This is a genomic window from Kitasatospora sp. NPDC085464 (assembly GCF_044541955.1).
Classification (GTDB): Bacteria; Actinomycetota; Actinomycetes; order Streptomycetales; family Streptomycetaceae; genus Kitasatospora.
This window is the reverse complement of sequence record NZ_JBITTM010000037.1, coordinates 65,097-80,948: the sequence shown is the minus strand read 5'-3', so window position 1 is coordinate 80,948 and position 15,852 is coordinate 65,097. Positions and strand designations below refer to the sequence as shown.

Below are 15,852 nucleotides of genomic sequence, written 5' to 3'. Positions count from 1 at the left end.
GGCCTCGGGATGGGCCTCAGACCACGGTTTGATAACAACCCGAATGCTCTGGCACCCCGTAACACAACCGTGTTCTACGCGCGTTACGGTGGCGTCCGACCACGCCAAACGGTTGCGTGTTAGAAGGAGATACTCCCTTGCGCCGTTCAATGAAGCTCGCCGCGGTTGTGCTCTCGGGTTCCCTGGGCATGGCCTCGCTCGCCGCTTGCGGCGCAAAGAGCAACGACACCACCTCCTCCTCCGGCTCCGGCGACGGTTCGCTGAAGGTCGGTATGGCCTACGACATCGGTGGCCGTGGCGACCAGTCGTTCAACGACTCCGCCGCCCGTGGTCTCGACAAGGCCAAGTCCGACCTCGGTGTCTCCGTCACCGAGGCCGAGGCCAAGCAGGGCGAGGCCGAGGCCGACAAGGAGACCCGCCTCAAGAACCTGGTCGACGCCGGCTACAAGACCATCATCGCGGTCGGCTTCGTCTACCAGCCGGCGGTCAACAAGGTCGCCAAGGACAACCCGAACGTCAAGTTCGCGATCATCGACTCGAACGACAAGGACCAGCCGGCCAACGTCACCTCGCTGCTCTTCGCCGAGCAGGAGGGTTCGTACCTCGCCGGTGTCGCCGCTGCGAACAAGTCGAAGGCCCACCACATCGGCTTCATCGGTGGTGTGCAGTCCGAGCTGATCAAGAAGTTCGAGGCCGGTTACAAGGCGGGCGCCAAGTCCGTGGACCCGAACATCCAGATCGAGACCACGTACCTCACCACCCCGCCGGACTTCTCGGGCTTCTCCTCCCCCGACAAGGGCAAGGAGGCCGCCCAGGGCCAGCTCGACAAGGGCGCGGACGTCATCTACGCCGCCGCCGGTTCCTCGGGCAACGGCTCGATCGAGGCCGTCGCCAACGCCGGCAAGCTGGCCATCGGTGTCGACTCCGACCAGGCCAACCAGCCGGCCCTGGCGAAGTACAAGAACAGCATCCTGACCTCGATGGTCAAGAACGTCGACAACGCGGTGTTCTCGTACATCGACTCGGTCAAGAAGGGCCAGAACCCGACCGGGATCAAGCTCTTCGACCTGAAGGCCGACGGTGTCTCGCTCGCCACGACCGGTGGCAAGATCGACGACATCCAGTCGCAGCTGAAGGCCGCCGCCGACGCCATCAAGAGCGGCGCCACCACCATCCCGACCGCGCCGGCCCAGTAAGGACCGCGCGTCTCGGACGCGACAGCGCCTGCCGACTGCCCGGCAGCGCGATGATCGACACAGTCACGGGAGGGGCCCGGCAGGGTGCGCTCAACGCGTACCCCCGGGCCCCGTTCCGTCTCCAGGTTCCCCACCTTGGCCCTCCGAGCGCAACGTCGCGCCTCCAGACCACCAGGAGACCGCCATCACCGCATCCGACCCCGTCCCCCTGCGCAAGGACGGCACCCCCAGCGCGGGGACGGCGACAACGGCCGTCGAACTGCGCGGCATCACCAAGCGCTTCCCCGGTGTCGTGGCCAACCACGACATCAACCTCACCGTCCGCACCGGCACCGTGCACGCCCTGATGGGCGAGAACGGCGCCGGCAAGTCGACGCTGATGAAGATCCTCTACGGCATGCAGAAGCCGGACGAGGGCACCATCGCGATCAACGGCGAGCTGTGCGAGTTCAACACGCCCGGCGACGCGATCGAGCGCGGCATCGGCATGGTGCACCAGCACTTCATGCTCGCCGACAACCTCACCGTCCTGGAGAACGTCGTCCTCGGTGGCGAGAAGATCCACGGCATCGGTGCCAAGGCGAAGGCGAAGATCAAGGAGATCTCCGACCAGTACGGCCTGGGCGTGCGCCCGGACGTCCTGGTCGAGGACCTCGGCGTCGCCGACCGTCAGCGCGTCGAGATCCTCAAGGTGCTCTACCGCGGCGCCAAGATCCTGATCCTCGACGAGCCCACGGCCGTCCTCGTCCCGCAGGAGGTCGACGCGCTGTTCGACAACCTGCGCGAGCTCAAGTCCGAGGGCGTCACCGTCATCTTCATCTCGCACAAGCTGCACGAGGTGCTGGCGGTGGCCGACGCGATCAGCGTCATCCGGCGCGGCACCACGGTCGGCGACGCCGACCCCACGGCCGTCACGGCCCGCCAGCTCGCCGAGATGATGGTCGGCGCCGAGCTGCCCTCCCCGGAGAGCCGCGCATCGACCGTCACCACGGACGAGATGCTCGACGTCAAGGACCTGCGGATCGCCAAGACCGACGCCGAGGGCATCGAGCGCGTCGTCCTGGACGACATCTCGCTGCGCATCCACAAGGGCGAGATCCTGGGCATCGCGGGTGTCGAGGGCAACGGCCAGGCCGAACTGGTCGAGGCCATCATGGGCATGCTGCCCCTGGACGGCGGCACCGTCACCCTGGACGGCAAGGACCTCTCCGGCACCCTGACCCGGTCCCGCCGCGAGGCCGGCATCGGCTACATCCCCGAGGACCGCCACAAGCACGGCCTGCTGCTGGAGGCCCCGCTCTGGGAGAACCGCATCCTCGGCCACGTCACCGAGGCGCCCAACTCCACCGGCGTGCTGCTGAACCCGTCCGCCGCGCGGGTGGACACCCAGCGGATCGTCGAGGAGTTCGACGTCCGCACCCCCGGCATCGAGGTCACCGCGGCCTCGCTCTCCGGCGGCAACCAGCAGAAGCTGATCATCGGCCGCGAGATGAGCCACCAGCCCAAGCTGCTGATCGCCGCGCACCCCACCCGCGGTGTCGACGTCGGCGCGCAGGCCCAGATCTGGGAGCACATCCGGAGCGCCCAGCGGGAGGGCCTCGCCGTCCTGCTGATCTCCGCCGACCTGGACGAGCTGATCGGGCTCTCCGACACCATCCGGGTCATCTACCGCGGCCGCCTGGTCGCCGACGCCGACCCGGCGACCGTGACCGCCGAGGACCTGGGCACCGCGATGACCGGTGCCGCCAGCGGCCACATCGAGTCCGAGCCGGAGGCCGTCGCCGAGGCGCACGCCGTCGCCGCCGAGGGCACCGAGGCCGAGGGCACCGACCCGTCCGACACCGCCGACGACCCGCAGGCGGGGGAGTAACCACATGACCAGTCCCAACCCCGCCGCCAAGCGCAGCCTGGCGCAGCGGATCAGCGTCGAGCGGATCGTGCTCGCACTGGCGGCGCCGGTGCTCGCGGTCGTGCTCTCCGTCGCGATCTGCTCCGTCCTGCTGGCGACCTCGGGCAAGAACCCGTTCGACGCGTGGAACGTGATGATCACGTACGCCACCAAGTCGGACGGCCAGGTGGCCATCCTCAACCGCTCCACCACGTACTACCTGGCCGCCGCGGCCGCCGCCTTCGGGTTCCGCATGAACCTGTTCAACATCGGCGTCGAGGGCCAGTACAAGGTCGCGGCGCTGTTCGCGGCCTACATCGGCGCGCAGGTCGACCTGCCGGCCTTCATCCAGATCCCGCTGCTGCTGGTCACCGCCATGCTGGTCGGCGGCCTGTACGCGAGCATCGCCGGTCTGCTGAAGGTCTTCCGCGGCGTCAGCGAGGTCATCTCGACCATCATGCTGAACGCCATCGCGATCGCGATCGTCGGTCTGCTGCTCGTCCCGGGCATCTTCGCGCCGAAGGTCAGCGGCACCAGCAACTCGATCCAGACCGAGCCGATCTCCCGGTCGAGCCACTTCTTCGCGATCCAGACGGACGGCGGCCCGCTCTGGGGCTTCATCTTCATCGCCGTCCTGGTCGGTGTGGTCTTCCAGTTCGTGCTGACCCGCACCCGCTTCGGCTTCGACCTGCGTGCCACCGGCCGTTCGGAGTCCGCGGCGACCGCCTCCGGCGTGAACGTCAAGCGCATGATCGTCATCTCGATGGTGGTCTCCGGTGCGATCGCCGGTCTGATCGGCATGCCCGAGCTGCTGCAGAACTCCTTCTACTACGGGCAGACCTTCCAGCCCGGCCTGGGCTTCCTGGGCATCTCGATCGCCCTGCTGGGCCGCAACAGCCCGATCGGCATGGCCTTCGCGGCCCTGCTGTTCGCCTTCCTGGACGCCACCGGTGCCCAGCTGCCGCTCCAGGGCGGCTTCCCGTCCGAGATCGTCTCGGTCATGCAGGGCACCATCGTCATCTGCGTCGTCGTCGCGTACGAGCTGGTGCGCCGCTACGGCCTGACCCGCCAGCAGAAGAAGGTCGGCGAGCAGCTCGCCGCCCAGCTCGCGGCCGCTGAGAAGAAGGAGGTGTCGGCGTGAGCACGGCTACCGCTGCTCGTCCCAAGGCGCCCGGCGCGCCTGCGAAGAAGCACAAGCTGTCCTGGCCGGTCGTCCTGCTCCTGATCGCGGGCGCCCTGGTGCTGTTCTCCGCCGTGGGCATGGCCACCGGCAACCACTCGCTGACCTCCTCCGGTCAGGTCACCGCCGCGCTCAGCGCCGCCGTGCCGATCGGCATGGCCGGTCTCGGTGGTCTCTGGTCCGAGCGGGCCGGTGTGGTCAACATCGGCCTCGAAGGCATGATGGTCGCCGGTACCTTCTGCGGCGCCTGGGCCGGCTACCTGGTCAACCCGTGGGTGGGCCTGCTGGCCGGCATGGCCGGCGGCGCGCTCGGCGGTCTGCTGCACGCGGTCATCACCGTCACCTTCGGCGTCGACCACATCGTCTCCGGCGTCGGCATCAACCTGCTGATCCCCGGCATCTGCGCGTACGTCAACCGGATCTACTACAAGGACTACGTCTCGGTCGGTGCCGGCCAGAACCAGTCCCCGCCGGCGGACCCGCTGCCCTACATCACGGTTCCGGGGCTGTCCTCGGGCCTGAAGGACATCGAGGGCCACCACTGGTTCTTCGTCTCGGACGTCGCGGGCGTGCTCGCCGGCCTGGTCACCAACATCTCGGTGGTCGTGGTCCTGGCTGCCGCGCTGATCGTGGTCAGCTACTTCGTGCTCTGGCGCACGGTGTTCGGCCTGCGGCTGCGCTCCTGCGGTGAGAACCCGACGGCCTCCGAGTCGCTGGGCGTCAACGTCTACAAGTACAAGTACATCGCGGTCATCGCCTCCGGTGCCTTCGCGGGCCTCGGCGGTGCGTACCTCTCGCTGGTCGCCGCGCACTTCTACAAGGACGGCCAGACCCTCGGCCGGGGCTTCATCGGCCTCGCCGCGATGATCTTCGGCAACTGGATGCCGGGCGGCCTCGCCATGGGCGCCGGCCTGTTCGGCTTCACCGACAGTCTCCAGCTGCGCGACCCGGGGTCGGTGCACGTGCTGCTCCTGATCGTGGGCATCGCGATGGTGCTGCTCGCCCTGTGGCAGCTCTACCGGCGCAAGTACACCGCGACGGTGATCTCGCTCGTCATCGCCGGCGGCATGATCGCCTGGTACTCGCTGACCGACGAGGTGCAGCGTCCGCTGATCGTCGCCACGCCGTACGTGATCACCCTGGTGGTGCTCTCGCTGGCCTCGCAGCGTCTGCGTCCGCCGAAGGCCGACGGGCAGATCTACCGCAAGGGTCAGGGCAAGTGACCGCCCCCGTGGTCGACTGGGAGCGGCTGCGAGAGGCGGCGCGCGAGGCGATGGGCCACGCGTACGCCCCGTACAGCAAGTTCCCGGTCGGTGCGGCCGCGCTGGTGGACGACGGGCGGGTGGTCACCGGCTGCAACGTCGAGAACGCCTCGTACGGGCTCGGGCTGTGCGCCGAGTGCGGGCTGGTGTCCGCGCTGCACGCCACCGGCGGCGGGCGGCTGACCGCGTTCACCTGCGTGGACGGTGCCGGTGAGCTGCTGATGCCCTGCGGGCGCTGCCGCCAGCTGCTGTACGAGCACGGCGGGCCGGACCTGCTGGTCGAGCTGGCCTCGGGCGTCAAGCCGATGAGCGAGATACTGCCCGATGCGTTCGGGCCGGAGCGGCTCTAGCCTCTCTGTTTGTTACGCGCGTAGAGTGTCGCGAGTGGGCCGGAACCCGGTCATCTCGCGGCACTCTTCGCATTTCATGCCTTTCTGAAACCCCTCTTGGAGCACGCATGGACGCCATCTCCGTCATCAGGACCAAGCGCGACCGCGGAGAGCTGAGCGACGCTCAGATCGACTGGGTCATCGACGCCTACACCCGCGGCGAGGTCGCCGACGAGCAGATGTCCGCCCTGGCCATGGCGATCCTGCTGAACGGCATGCAGCCGCGCGAGATCAGCCGCTGGACCGACGCCATGATCCGCTCCGGCGTCCGGATGGACTTCTCCTCGCTGCCGCTGCCCACCAGCGACAAGCACTCCACCGGCGGCGTCGGCGACAAGATCACCCTCCCGCTCGCCCCGCTGGTCGCCGCCTGCGGCGCCGCCGTCCCGCAGCTCTCGGGCCGCGGCCTCGGCCACACCGGCGGCACCCTGGACAAGCTGGAGTCCATCCCCGGCTGGCGCGCCCTGCTGTCCAACGACGAGATGATGGACGTGCTGCGCGACGCGGGCGCGGTCATCTGCGCGGCCGGCGACGGCCTCGCCCCGGCCGACAAGAAGCTGTACGCGCTGCGCGACGTCACCGGCACCGTCGAGGCGATCCCGCTGATCGCCTCCTCGATCATGTCCAAGAAGATCGCCGAGGGCACCGGCGCGCTCGTCCTGGACGTCAAGGTCGGCTCCGGCGCGTTCATGAAGAACATCGACGACGCCCGCGAACTCGCCCGCACCATGGTCGGCCTGGGCACCACCGCCGGGGTCAACACCGTCGCGCTGCTCACCGACATGTCCACCCCGCTCGGCCTCACCGCCGGAAACGCGCTGGAGGTCCGCGAGTCGGTCGAGGTGCTGGCCGGCGGCGGCCCGGCCGACGTCGTGGAGCTGACCCTCGCGCTCGCCCGCGAGATGCTCGCCGCGGCCGGCGTGCACGGCAAGGACCCGGCGGACGCGCTGCGCGACGGCTCCGCGATGGACCACTGGCGCCGCATGATCGCCGCCCAGGGCGGCGACGTGGACGCCCCGCTCCCGGTCGCCCGCGAACAGCACGTCATCCCCGCACCGGCCTCCGGCGTGCTCACCGAGCTCGACGCGTACGCCGTCGGCGTCTGCGCCTGGCGCCTGGGCGCGGGCCGCGCCCGCAAGGAGGACCCGGTGCAGGCCGGCGCCGGCGTCGAGATGCACGCCAAGCCGGGTGACACCGTCGTGGCCGGCCAGCCCCTGCTGACCCTCCACACCGACACCCCGGAGCGCTACGACTACGCCATCGAGGCCCTGGCCGGCGGCATCACCGTCGCCCCCGAGGGCACGGCGTTCACCCCGAACCCGATCGTGCTCGACCGCATCGCCTGAGGGATTTGAGGTCTGCTCACGTACGCCGGGTCAGGCGTACGTGAGCAGACCACTGGTGTCGAGAGTCCAGGGGCCGACGGTGATCTTGTCGCCGAAAACGAACTTCTCGCGGGACTCGTAGCCCAGCTCGGAATGCACGGTGCCGGTGCCGGTGCGGGGATCGACGATCAGGTAGAACGGGATACCCATGGCCGAGTAGTCGCGGACCTTGTTGTGGTAGTCGTTCTCGGGATTGGAGGCGGACACGATTTCCACCACGAGCACTACCTCGTGCGGGAGAACCGCTCGCTGCTCGCCCTCCAAGGTTGCCTCGGGGAAGACCATCAGATCCGGGTTGCGCAGTTGACCGAGTCCGGCGTCCTGCAAGTCCGCACCGTGGTAAGCGATGTGGCCTGGGTGAGTGGAGGGCAGCTGGGCGTTGAGCTGTCGGGCGATGCGCAGCACGGCGAGCTCGTGGCGCTTCACTGGCGACATCATCATGACAATCTGACCGTCGGCGATCTCAATCTTCCCTATCCCTGACACCTTCGGCAGCTGATCCGCGATCTCAAGCAGCCTGGTGTACACAGCAGGATCGATGCTCATATCCGGAGTCTATCGACGGCGGCCGTCAAGCGTCTGCGACCGCTCGCCTTGTGGTACGGGCCTTGTGGGTGGCGTAGAGGGTGACGGCGGCGGCGAGGGTCATGGCGGTGAGGCCGACGGTGGCGGCGCCGGGCCAGCCGGTGGCGTGGTAGGCGTCGGCGCCGAGGGTGCCGCCGAGGCTGTTGCCGAGGTAGTAGGCGATCAGGTAGAGCGCGGAGGCCTGGGCGCGGCCCTCGGTGGCGGTGCGGCCGACCGCTGAGGACGCCGTGGCGTGGCCGGCGAAGAAGCCCGCGGTGATCAGGACCAGTCCGAGCAGCGCGCAGAGCAGGGAGTCGGCGAGCGAGAGCAGCAGGCCGGCCGAGGTGACGCCGACGGAGACGTAGAGGGCGCCGCGGCGGCCCAGTCGGCCGGAGAGGCGGCCGGCCGCGGCGGAGGTGCCGGTGCCGACCAGGTAGACCACGAAGATCGAGGCGGCGATCGACTCCGGCAGGTGGAACGGCGCGGAGATCAGCCGGTAGCCGACGGTGTTGTAGACCGCGCCGAACACGGCCATGAACAGCATCCCGAGCGCGTACAGCCGGACCAGCAGCGGGTTGCGCAGGTGTCGTCCGACGGTGCGGGCGAGCGCGCGGGCGTCCACCGGGGCGGGGGTGAAGTGCCGGGCGGCGGGGATCAGCAGCCGGAACACGAGCGTGGCGAGCAGGGCGAGGGCGGCGGAGGCGGCGAGGCCCCAGCGCCAGCCGAGGGCGGCGGCGGTCCAGCCGGAGAGCAGCCGGCCGCCCATGCCGCCGATGCTGTTGCCGGCCACGTACAGGCCCATCGCGGAGGCCAGGGCGCTGGGGTGGACCTCCTCGGCGAGGTAGGCCATGGCGGTGGCCGGGAGCCCGGCGAGGGCGGCGCCCTGGAGGACCCGCAGGACGACGAGGGTGGTCAGGTCCGGTGCGAAGGGCAAGGCCAGGGCGAGGACGGAGGCGGCGAGGGTGGAGGCCGTCATCACGGCGGTGCGGCCGTACCTGTCGGAGAGCGCGCTCGCCGGGAGCAGTCCGAGGGCGAGGCCGAGGGTGGCGGCGGACGCCGTCCAGCTGGCCTGGCCGGGGGTGAGGTCGAGGTCGGCCGAGAGGACCGGCAGCAGGCCCTGGGTGGAGTAGAGCAGGACGAAGGTCGCGACCCCGGCGGCGAACAGGGCGAGGTTGGCGCGGCGGAAGGCGGGCCGTCCGGGGCGGAGGCGGTCGTCCGGGGCGGTGGCGGTGGCGGTGGCGGGGGCATCCGGGGCGGGCGCGGATGCCCTGGTACTTGAGGGCTGCATGCCGTTGACCGTAGGCCTGGTGTCGTTGATGCGTCCAATGCATGAAGCAGGCATGATCGATGCACTGGCGTATGAGTCGAGGTGTCGAGGTGGTGGCGGGATGGCCGGGCCGGAGCCGGTGGACGGCGGGGAGCAGCGGTACCGGGCGGCCGAGTTGGGGCCGGACGAGCCGGCCGTCCTGCTGGCGCCCCGGCTGGCGCAGTTCGCGGCGGTGGCCCGGCTGGAGCACGTGACGCAGGCGGCCGCGGTGCTCGGGGTGCCGCAGCCGACGCTGTCGCGCGCGGTGGTGCGCCTGGAGGAGGAGCTGGGGGTGGAGCTGCTGGCCCGTCAGGGCCGTACGGTCCGGCTGACCAGGGCGGGCCGGCTGCTGCTGGCCTCGGTGGAGCGGGCGCTGGCCGAGGTCGAGCGGGGCGCGCAGGCGGCCAGGGCGGAGGCGGACCCGGAGGCGGGGCTGGTCGCCTTCGGCTTCCTGCACACGATGGGGCCGGACGCGGTGCCGGCGCTGCTGCGCGGCTTCCGGGCGGCGCACCCCCGGGTGCGGTTCCAGCTGGTGCAGGACTACGGCGCGGCGATGCTGGAGCGGCTGCGGGCCGGCGAGCTGGACCTCTGCCTGGTGGCGCCGCTGCCGGAGGATCCGGCGTTCACCGCCCGCCCGTTGGACGAGCAGCGCCTGCACCTGGTCGTCCCGGCGGACCACCGGCTGGCCGGGCGCCGGCGGATCCGGCTGGCGGAGGTGGCCGAGGAGCCGTTCGTCGGGCTGGAGCAGGGGTACGGGCTGCGCGCGATCACGGACGGCTTCTGCGCGGAGGCCGGGTTCGTCCCCCGGCTGGCGTTCGAGGGGGAGGAGGCCGAGACGCTGCGCGGGCTGGTGGCGGCCGGGCTGGGGGTGGCGCTGCTGCCGCCGGCCCTGGTGCCGCGGCCCGGGGTGGTGGAGCTGGAGGTGACGGCGCCGCGCACCCGGCGGGCGGTCGGACTGGCCTGGGCGGCGGGGCGGCCGCTGACGCCGCCGGCGAAGGCGTTCCGGGACTTCGTGCTGTCCCGGCGCGGACGGCTGCTCCAGCACGACTGAAACGGCCGTCGCGGTATTCCGGAACGGCCAGGGCGGTTTGGCGGATCCTATGGACCGGTCGGTGGAATTCCGGGCGGAGTTTGGACCATTCGGTGGTGTTCGCAGTGGTGGGTCTACGCGCGTAGGGGCTATATTTCCGCAATGGAGAAGCAGATCCCCGTCACCACCGCGGGCACCGGCCCGCGCATCCCCGCCGCCGACCAGATCCGCCGCGCGCCCAAGGTCCTGCTGCACGACCACCTGGACGGCGGGCTGCGTCCGGAGACCGTCGTCGAGCTGGCCGCCGCCGTCGGCTACGAGGGACTCCCCACCACCGACGTCAAGGAACTCGGCGAGTGGTTCCGCGAGGCCGCCGACTCCGGCTCTCTGGTCCGCTACCTGGAGACCTTCGCGCACACCTGCGCCGTGATGCAGACCCGCGAGGCCCTGATCAAGGTCGCCGCCGACTGCGCCGAGGACCTGGCCGCCGACGGCGTCGTGTACGCCGAGGTCCGGTACGCGCCCGAGCAGCACCTGGAGGGCGGCCTGACCCTCGACGAGGTCGTCGAGGCCGTCCAGGAGGGCTTCCGCCTGGGCGAGGCCAACGCCCGCGCGGCCGGCCACCGGATCCGCATCGGCACCCTGATCACCGCGATGCGGCACGCCGCCCGCTCGCAGGAGATCGCCGAACTGGCCAACCGCCACCGGGACTCGGGCGTCGTCGGCTTCGACATCGCCGGTGCCGAGGCCGGCTACCCCCCCACCCGCCACCAGGCCGCCTTCGACTACCTCAAGGGCGAGAACAACCACTTCACCATCCACGCGGGCGAGGCCTTCGGCCTGCCGTCGATCTGGGAGGCCCTGCAGTGCTGCGGCGCCGACCGGCTCGGCCACGGCGTGCGGATCGTCGACGACATCACGGTGAACGAGGACGGCAGCGTCGAGCTCGGCCGGCTGGCCGCGTACGTGCGCGACAAGCGCATCCCGCTGGAGATGTGCCCCACCTCCAACCTCCAGACCGCGGCGGCCACCTCGTACGCCGAGCACCCGATCGGGCTGCTCAGCCGGCTGAAGTTCCGGGTCACGGTGAACACCGACAACCGGCTCATGAGCGGCACCAGCATGAGCCAGGAGTTCGGGCACCTGGTCGAGGCCTTCGGCTACACCCTGGGCGACATGGAGTGGTTCACCGTGAACGCCATGAAGTCCGCGTTCCTGCCCTTCGACGAGCGACTGGCGATGATCAACGACGTGATCAAGCCGGGCTACGCCGAGCTGAAGGCCGAGTGGCTGTTCAGCGCGGGCACCGGCGGCAACTGAGCCGTAGCGCTGACGCGCTCCTTTCGGTCGGATGAACGGCCTTCTTCCGCAAGGAAGTTGGCGTTCATCCGACTACTCACTCGGGTGAGTGAACGCTCCTTGGTTCTCGCGCGACCGGCTCACTACGGTGTGCCAGTCATTGCCGACCAGGCACGGTGGCGGCCTCCCGTCCGCCGGAAGCCGTACGCGTCGTCGGCCTCCGACGAGGACCCAAGGGGACGAACCATGAAGCAGGCTCTCAAGGCCGCCGGCACCGCGGCGCTCGGCATCGCCATCGCGGCGGTCGGCGCCGGCACCGCCTCCGCCGACGCCGCCCCGGCGCCCGGCGGCCTCGGGCTGCCCACCGGCGCGGTGACGAACCCCGCGGTGACCGGGGCGGTCACCGACACCGCCGCCAAGCTGCCCGGCGGCGACAAGGTCACCGGCACGCTGGGCACCCTCGCCCCGAGCGTCGGCCACGCAGCCCCGGCCGCCGAGGCCCCGCTCGCCGGCGTCACCCAGCAGCGCGCCGCCGTGCCCTCCGTCCCGGGTCTCGACAAGACCCCCCTCGGCGGGCTGACCGGCGCCCTTCCGGGCCTGCCGGGCCTGGGCGGCTGATCCGCAGCCGCCGACACACGGACGGGCCGCCCGCCCCGGAGCACCGGGGCGGGCGGCCCGTCCGCGTTTCCGCCGTGACGGCTCACAGCTCGCGGCCGACGGCTCACGGCTCCTGGGGGAGGAGCAGCCAGAGGGCGAGGTAGAGCAGGAACTGCGGGCCGGGCAGCAGGCAGGACAGCAGGAAGATCAGCCGGACGGTCCCCGGGGTCAGCCCGAAGCGGGCGGCGATCCCGGCGCAGACGCCGGCGATGACGCGGTTGTGGCGGGGACGGGCAAGGCGCGCGCTCATGGTGTACTCCTGATCTGGTCCGCACGGTGCGACCCGGTCCGGCCGGTCCGGCGGGCGTACTTCCATGCTCCGCCGTCGCCGGCGCGAAAGCCTCAGCCCGGCAGGTGATTCCGCACCCCGAACGTTCACCGGGGAGGCGTAGCCGGACGTCGGGGTCGTCCTCAGGGTGACCCTGAGGAGCACCACCCTCCGGCCCGGGCCGAATGCCCCGTGACCTCCCGCCGCGGGCGCGTGGAATGGGCTCGATATGATGCCGCAGTCGCTGTTGGCCGGGGGGCGGAACATCGGCGCGCCATCGCCAGGAAATGGCCTCTCACGCAAGCGATTTCACGTTCTGTTGGGCTCTGTCCGAATTCTCTCGTGAGGTTGACATTGCGCATTCCACAGCGCAGCTTCCTGGCCGCGACCGCCGCCGTCACCCTGGCCTCCGGCCTGGCCGTCGTCGAGGCTCCGGCCGTCCTCGCCGCCCCGGGGGCCGTCGCGGCCACCCAGGGCGCCCAGGCCCAGCCCTCGCCGGTCACCGTCGCCCTCGGCGGCCTGCCCGGCACCGTCGAGGCGGGCGGCGCGCCGGTGGAGTTCACCGTGACGCTCAGGAACACCGCCGACCACCAGATGGACGTGCCCGCGTCCTCCGTCGTCATCGGGGACACCGGTACCGCCACCAAGCCGAGCCAGTTCACGCTGCAGTACCGGTCGCCCGGCGGCACGCAGTGGCAGGACGCCAAGGTGCGGGCCACGAACAGCGGCGGCCTCTGGGACCTCGACCAGCCCGCGCAGCTGCACCTGGCGCCCGGTACCGAGGCCGTCTACCGGCTGCGGCTCACCGTCGCCGCCGACACCCCGGCGGGCCGGGTGACGCCCGGGTTCAGCGCCGTCGTCTCGGACCCCGCCCTGCCGCCGGAGCAGCGGGTCTCCTCCGCGATCGGCTTCTCGGACCTGGTCATCGCCCCGGCGGTCACGCCGACGACCGCGGCGCCCAGGCCCGCCGCCACGGCGGACGTCAGGCTCGACGGCGTGCCCGCCGCCTTCACGGCGGGTGGCGAGGCGAAGGCGTTCAGGCTGGTCTTCGCCAACACCAGCGGCAAGGACCTCCGCATCCTGCCCGCGATCGTCTTCCGGGGGGCGACCGAACTCCCCTCCGAGACCGTCGTGTTCGAGTTCAGGACGGCCGACGGGGCCTGGCTGGAGGGGACCCCGGCAGGCAGCTCGGAGCACCCCGGCTGGCTCTACCTGGGGCTGCGCACCGGTGACAAGAGCGCCGACGTGATGGCGCTGGCGAAGGGCGAGACCCGGACGATCGACGTCCGGCTGTCCTTCACCAGGGACACCCCGGCCATGGCCCAGTCCCTGGCGGCCCTCGCGGGCAGCCTGCCCGGCGACGGCGAGAGCGGGAGCGAGGCGTCCAGCCCGAAGGCCGACTTCACGATCGTGGCCGCGGCGGGCTCCACCGCGACGCCGGTGCCCACCGTGTCGGCCACCCCGACGCCGACCGCACCGGCGCCGTCCGCCGTCGCGGTCGTCCCGGTCGTCCGGACCACCAGCGCGGCGCCGAGCCCGGCGGCCGGCCTCCCGCAGGTGGTCACCACCGCGGCGCCGACCCCGGAGACCCGGCTGGCCTCCACCGGCGGCGGCCCCAGCTCCGCGCCGATGGCGATCACCGGTGCGGTCGCGATAGCCCTCGGCGTGGGCACCCTGGTCGTGGCGCGCCGCCGCAGGAACGGGTAGGGCCGCCCACGGGCGGCGCCGGGGAGCGACCCCGCAGACGCCGGAAGGCCCGTCCGTCACCCGCTGCAGAGCGGTGACGGACGGGCCTTCCGGCGTTCGTGCGACGGGTGCGTCCGGATCAGCCGGCCGGGTGCGGCGGCTGGGCCGGCGGCGCGGGCTGCGCGTACGGGTTGTCCGCCACCGGCTGCGGCGGGACGCCCGGCGGGTACGGCGTGGCGGCCTGCGGCGCGCCCGGCTGCGGGGCGTTGGGGTTGAACGGGGCCTGCGGCGCGTTGGGGTTGAACGGCGCCTGCGGCGCGTTCGGGTTGTACGGCGCCTGCGGGGCGTTCGGGTTGAACGCGGCGGCCTGCGGGGCCGGCTGGTTCTTGGCGTTGCTGCGCTCGACGATCGCCTTCACGGAACCGGCGATCAGCGCGACCGGCAGGATGAACACCTTGAAGAAGATGTAGTACGTGCCGCCCTCGAAGACGAACGCGAGGTAGTAGGCGTACCCCAGGAAACCGAGGGCGACCACGACGTTGAGGATCCGCAGGCCGACCTTCAGCCCGCCGGCGAAGGCCCCGAGGAGCAGCATGAGGACGCCGCTGAGCGCCAGCAGGACGACGTACCAGGAGAACAGCGGTTCGGCGCTGAAGTCGAGATTGTTCAAGGGGGTTTCCTGTGGGAGGGAAGAAACAACGGCGGAACCGTTTGGGGACGAGAGCGCACAGTACTGGAGGCGGCTGACATTCGTCGCGGCCTTTACGTCACGGTGTCGTTGCGCTCTGCCGGAGCGGCAATTGACGAGGTGGGAAATGACTGAGTATGAGGTGCTGCGGGGTCTTTTGCGGACCTGACGGCCGGTACGGGAACGAGCTCGGTGTGGTGCGGGACGGCGCCGCCGTCCCGGAGCGCGCCGACCGGCAGCGGATCGCGCACGGGGCCTTCCCCGGGCGCGGCGACGGGATCGACGAGGACGAGGCGACCGGGGCGGCCGCCCTGCTGCTGACCGCCCGGCTCGGCCGGGCGCTGACCGTGACCCAGGGCCGGGGCTCGCAGCTGCCGACCGGGTTGCGCCCGGGCGGACTGGTCGAGGTGGGCGGTCGGGTGGCGCCGGTTCAGCGGACGGGCGGCGTCGGCTCCGCGTAGGCCCGCGGACGGGCGACGGACGGCCGGGGGGCGGGCGCGACGGCGGCCACCCGGCCGCGCGCGGTCACCGGCGGGACGGCCAGGACGGACACCCGGGGCGCCCGCGGCCGACGCTCCCGCAGCAGGTGCCGCAGGCCGGGGACCAGCGCGACGTGCGTGGTGGCCACACCGATCACGGCGAACAGGATGTGGTCCACGTTGAGGACGTGCCCCGGCGTCCAGGAGGACAGGAACTCCAGCCCGGTCGCCAGCAGCGCGGAGACGCCGGTGGTGCGCAGGAAGGACGGCAGCCAGGGGGCCCGCAGGCGTCCGCCGGCCAGCGGCAGCAGGACGCCGAGCGGGGCCAGCAGCAGCAGCTCGCCGACCACCTGCCAGCCGGTGGAGGAGCGCAGCGAGGCCAGCGGCGTCAGGTTGGCGTCGTACACCCACGCCACCGGAAGCGGTCTCAGCACCACCCAGAGCACCAGCGCCAGGTACAGGGCCAGGCCCGTCAGTCCGGCCGGCCGGAGGGAACGGTGGACGGCCGCCGCCGGGCTGCTCTCGGTCCCCGCGCCGGAACGCTCCTCGCGTGTCCTGGTGCCATGTCGCTGCAC

At 71.6% G+C, this 15,852-nt stretch carries 15 protein-coding genes and 1 pseudogene; 11 read left to right on the top strand and 5 right to left on the bottom strand.

From position 1 onward, the window contains the following. The first annotated feature begins 137 nt into the window (after positions 1–137). From ACIGG8_RS29885 to ACIGG8_RS29860, 6 genes are all read left to right on the top strand, one after another. Positions 138–1,196: a BMP family ABC transporter substrate-binding protein gene (locus tag ACIGG8_RS29885; protein WP_350519992.1), complete on the top strand. Its 1,059-nt coding sequence runs from the start codon at positions 138–140 to the stop codon at positions 1,194–1,196. Positions 1,197–1,542: 346 nt separating this feature from the next. Beyond that, complete coding sequence (locus ACIGG8_RS29880; RefSeq protein WP_396551880.1) at positions 1,543–3,066, top strand: ABC transporter ATP-binding protein; 1,524 nt, start codon at positions 1,543–1,545, stop codon at positions 3,064–3,066. A gap of 4 nt (positions 3,067–3,070) precedes the next feature. Beyond that, positions 3,071–4,225, top strand: coding sequence for an ABC transporter permease (locus ACIGG8_RS29875; RefSeq protein ID WP_396551866.1), 1,155 nt, complete (start codon positions 3,071–3,073; stop codon positions 4,223–4,225). Continuing rightward, a complete protein-coding gene (locus tag ACIGG8_RS29870; protein WP_396551865.1) occupies positions 4,222–5,487 on the top strand; it encodes an ABC transporter permease in 1,266 nt (421 codons plus the stop codon). Before ACIGG8_RS29875 ends, ACIGG8_RS29870 begins: the two co-directional genes overlap by 4 nt. After that, entirely contained in the window at positions 5,484–5,876 is a 393-nt protein-coding gene (locus ACIGG8_RS29865; RefSeq protein WP_396551864.1) for a cytidine deaminase, read from the top strand. Before ACIGG8_RS29870 ends, ACIGG8_RS29865 begins: the two co-directional genes overlap by 4 nt. Before the next feature lie 107 nt (positions 5,877–5,983). Next, entirely contained in the window at positions 5,984–7,261 is a 1,278-nt protein-coding gene (locus ACIGG8_RS29860; protein WP_396551863.1) for a thymidine phosphorylase, read from the top strand. Between the two features lie 30 nt (positions 7,262–7,291). On the opposite strand, the gene ACIGG8_RS29855 is transcribed toward ACIGG8_RS29860, so the two are convergent. Then, entirely contained in the window at positions 7,292–7,846 is a 555-nt protein-coding gene (locus ACIGG8_RS29855) for a Uma2 family endonuclease (protein WP_396551862.1), read from the bottom strand. A gap of 25 nt (positions 7,847–7,871) precedes the next feature. Continuing rightward, positions 7,872–9,152, bottom strand: coding sequence for an MFS transporter (locus ACIGG8_RS29850; RefSeq protein ID WP_396551861.1), 1,281 nt, complete (start codon positions 9,150–9,152; stop codon positions 7,872–7,874). 100 nt (positions 9,153–9,252) lie between these two features. On the opposite strand from ACIGG8_RS29850, the gene ACIGG8_RS29845 reads away from it, so the two are divergent. From ACIGG8_RS29845 to ACIGG8_RS29835, 3 genes are all read left to right on the top strand, one after another. Further along, entirely contained in the window at positions 9,253–10,221 is a 969-nt protein-coding gene (locus ACIGG8_RS29845) for a LysR family transcriptional regulator (protein WP_396551860.1), read from the top strand. Positions 10,222–10,362: 141 nt separating this feature from the next. Then, positions 10,363–11,520: an adenosine deaminase gene (locus tag ACIGG8_RS29840; protein WP_350520000.1), complete on the top strand. Its 1,158-nt coding sequence runs from the start codon at positions 10,363–10,365 to the stop codon at positions 11,518–11,520. Between the two features lie 225 nt (positions 11,521–11,745). Continuing rightward, the gene (locus ACIGG8_RS29835; RefSeq protein ID WP_396551859.1) at positions 11,746–12,117 is read left to right on the top strand and encodes an ATP-binding protein; all 372 of its coding nucleotides are present in this window, start codon (positions 11,746–11,748) and stop codon (positions 12,115–12,117) included. A 103-nt stretch (positions 12,118–12,220) separates the two neighbouring features. Here the strand turns inward: ACIGG8_RS29835 and ACIGG8_RS29830 are convergent, their stop codons facing one another. After that, on the bottom strand, positions 12,221–12,406 hold the full coding sequence (locus ACIGG8_RS29830) for a PspC domain-containing protein (protein WP_350520002.1): 186 nt from the start codon (positions 12,404–12,406) through the stop codon (positions 12,221–12,223). A 366-nt stretch (positions 12,407–12,772) separates the two neighbouring features. Between ACIGG8_RS29830 and ACIGG8_RS29825 the strand changes: the two genes are divergently transcribed. Beyond that, entirely contained in the window at positions 12,773–14,131 is a 1,359-nt protein-coding gene (locus tag ACIGG8_RS29825; RefSeq protein WP_396551858.1) for a hypothetical protein, read from the top strand. Positions 14,132–14,249: 118 nt separating this feature from the next. Here ACIGG8_RS29825 and ACIGG8_RS29820 read toward each other — a convergent pair whose 3' ends face one another. Continuing rightward, the gene (locus ACIGG8_RS29820; protein ID WP_396551857.1) at positions 14,250–14,780 is read right to left on the bottom strand and encodes a hypothetical protein; all 531 of its coding nucleotides are present in this window, start codon (positions 14,778–14,780) and stop codon (positions 14,250–14,252) included. A gap of 257 nt (positions 14,781–15,037) precedes the next feature. Between ACIGG8_RS29820 and ACIGG8_RS29815 the strand changes: the two are divergent. Then, positions 15,038–15,259 (top strand): annotated as a pseudogene (locus ACIGG8_RS29815) (PhzF family phenazine biosynthesis protein); the annotation flags it as partial. Here the strand turns inward: ACIGG8_RS29815 and ACIGG8_RS29810 are convergent. Further along, positions 15,229–15,852, bottom strand: coding sequence for a VanZ family protein (locus tag ACIGG8_RS29810; protein ID WP_396551856.1), 624 nt, complete (start codon positions 15,850–15,852; stop codon positions 15,229–15,231). The pseudogene ACIGG8_RS29815 and the gene ACIGG8_RS29810 sit on opposite strands and share 31 nt — an antisense overlap.

Excerpts from the sequence above, each read along its gene's own strand:
- ACIGG8_RS29880 (WP_396551880.1), top strand. The coding sequence starts at position 1,543 with ATGGGCGAGAACGGCGCCGGCAAGTCGACGCTGATGAAGATCCTCTAC.
- ACIGG8_RS29875 (WP_396551866.1), top strand. The coding sequence starts at position 3,071 with ATGACCAGTCCCAACCCCGCCGCCAAGCGCAGCCTGGCGCAGCGGATC.
- ACIGG8_RS29860 (WP_396551863.1), top strand. The coding sequence starts at position 5,984 with ATGGACGCCATCTCCGTCATCAGGACCAAGCGCGACCGCGGAGAGCTG.
- ACIGG8_RS29855 (WP_396551862.1), bottom strand. The coding sequence starts at position 7,846 with ATGAGCATCGATCCTGCTGTGTACACCAGGCTGCTTGAGATCGCGGAT.
- ACIGG8_RS29850 (WP_396551861.1), bottom strand. The coding sequence starts at position 9,152 with ATGCAGCCCTCAAGTACCAGGGCATCCGCGCCCGCCCCGGATGCCCCC.
- ACIGG8_RS29845 (WP_396551860.1), top strand. The coding sequence starts at position 9,253 with ATGGCCGGGCCGGAGCCGGTGGACGGCGGGGAGCAGCGGTACCGGGCG.
- ACIGG8_RS29840 (WP_350520000.1), top strand. The coding sequence starts at position 10,363 with ATGGAGAAGCAGATCCCCGTCACCACCGCGGGCACCGGCCCGCGCATC.
- ACIGG8_RS29835 (WP_396551859.1), top strand. The coding sequence starts at position 11,746 with ATGAAGCAGGCTCTCAAGGCCGCCGGCACCGCGGCGCTCGGCATCGCC.
- ACIGG8_RS29830 (WP_350520002.1), bottom strand. The coding sequence starts at position 12,406 with ATGAGCGCGCGCCTTGCCCGTCCCCGCCACAACCGCGTCATCGCCGGC.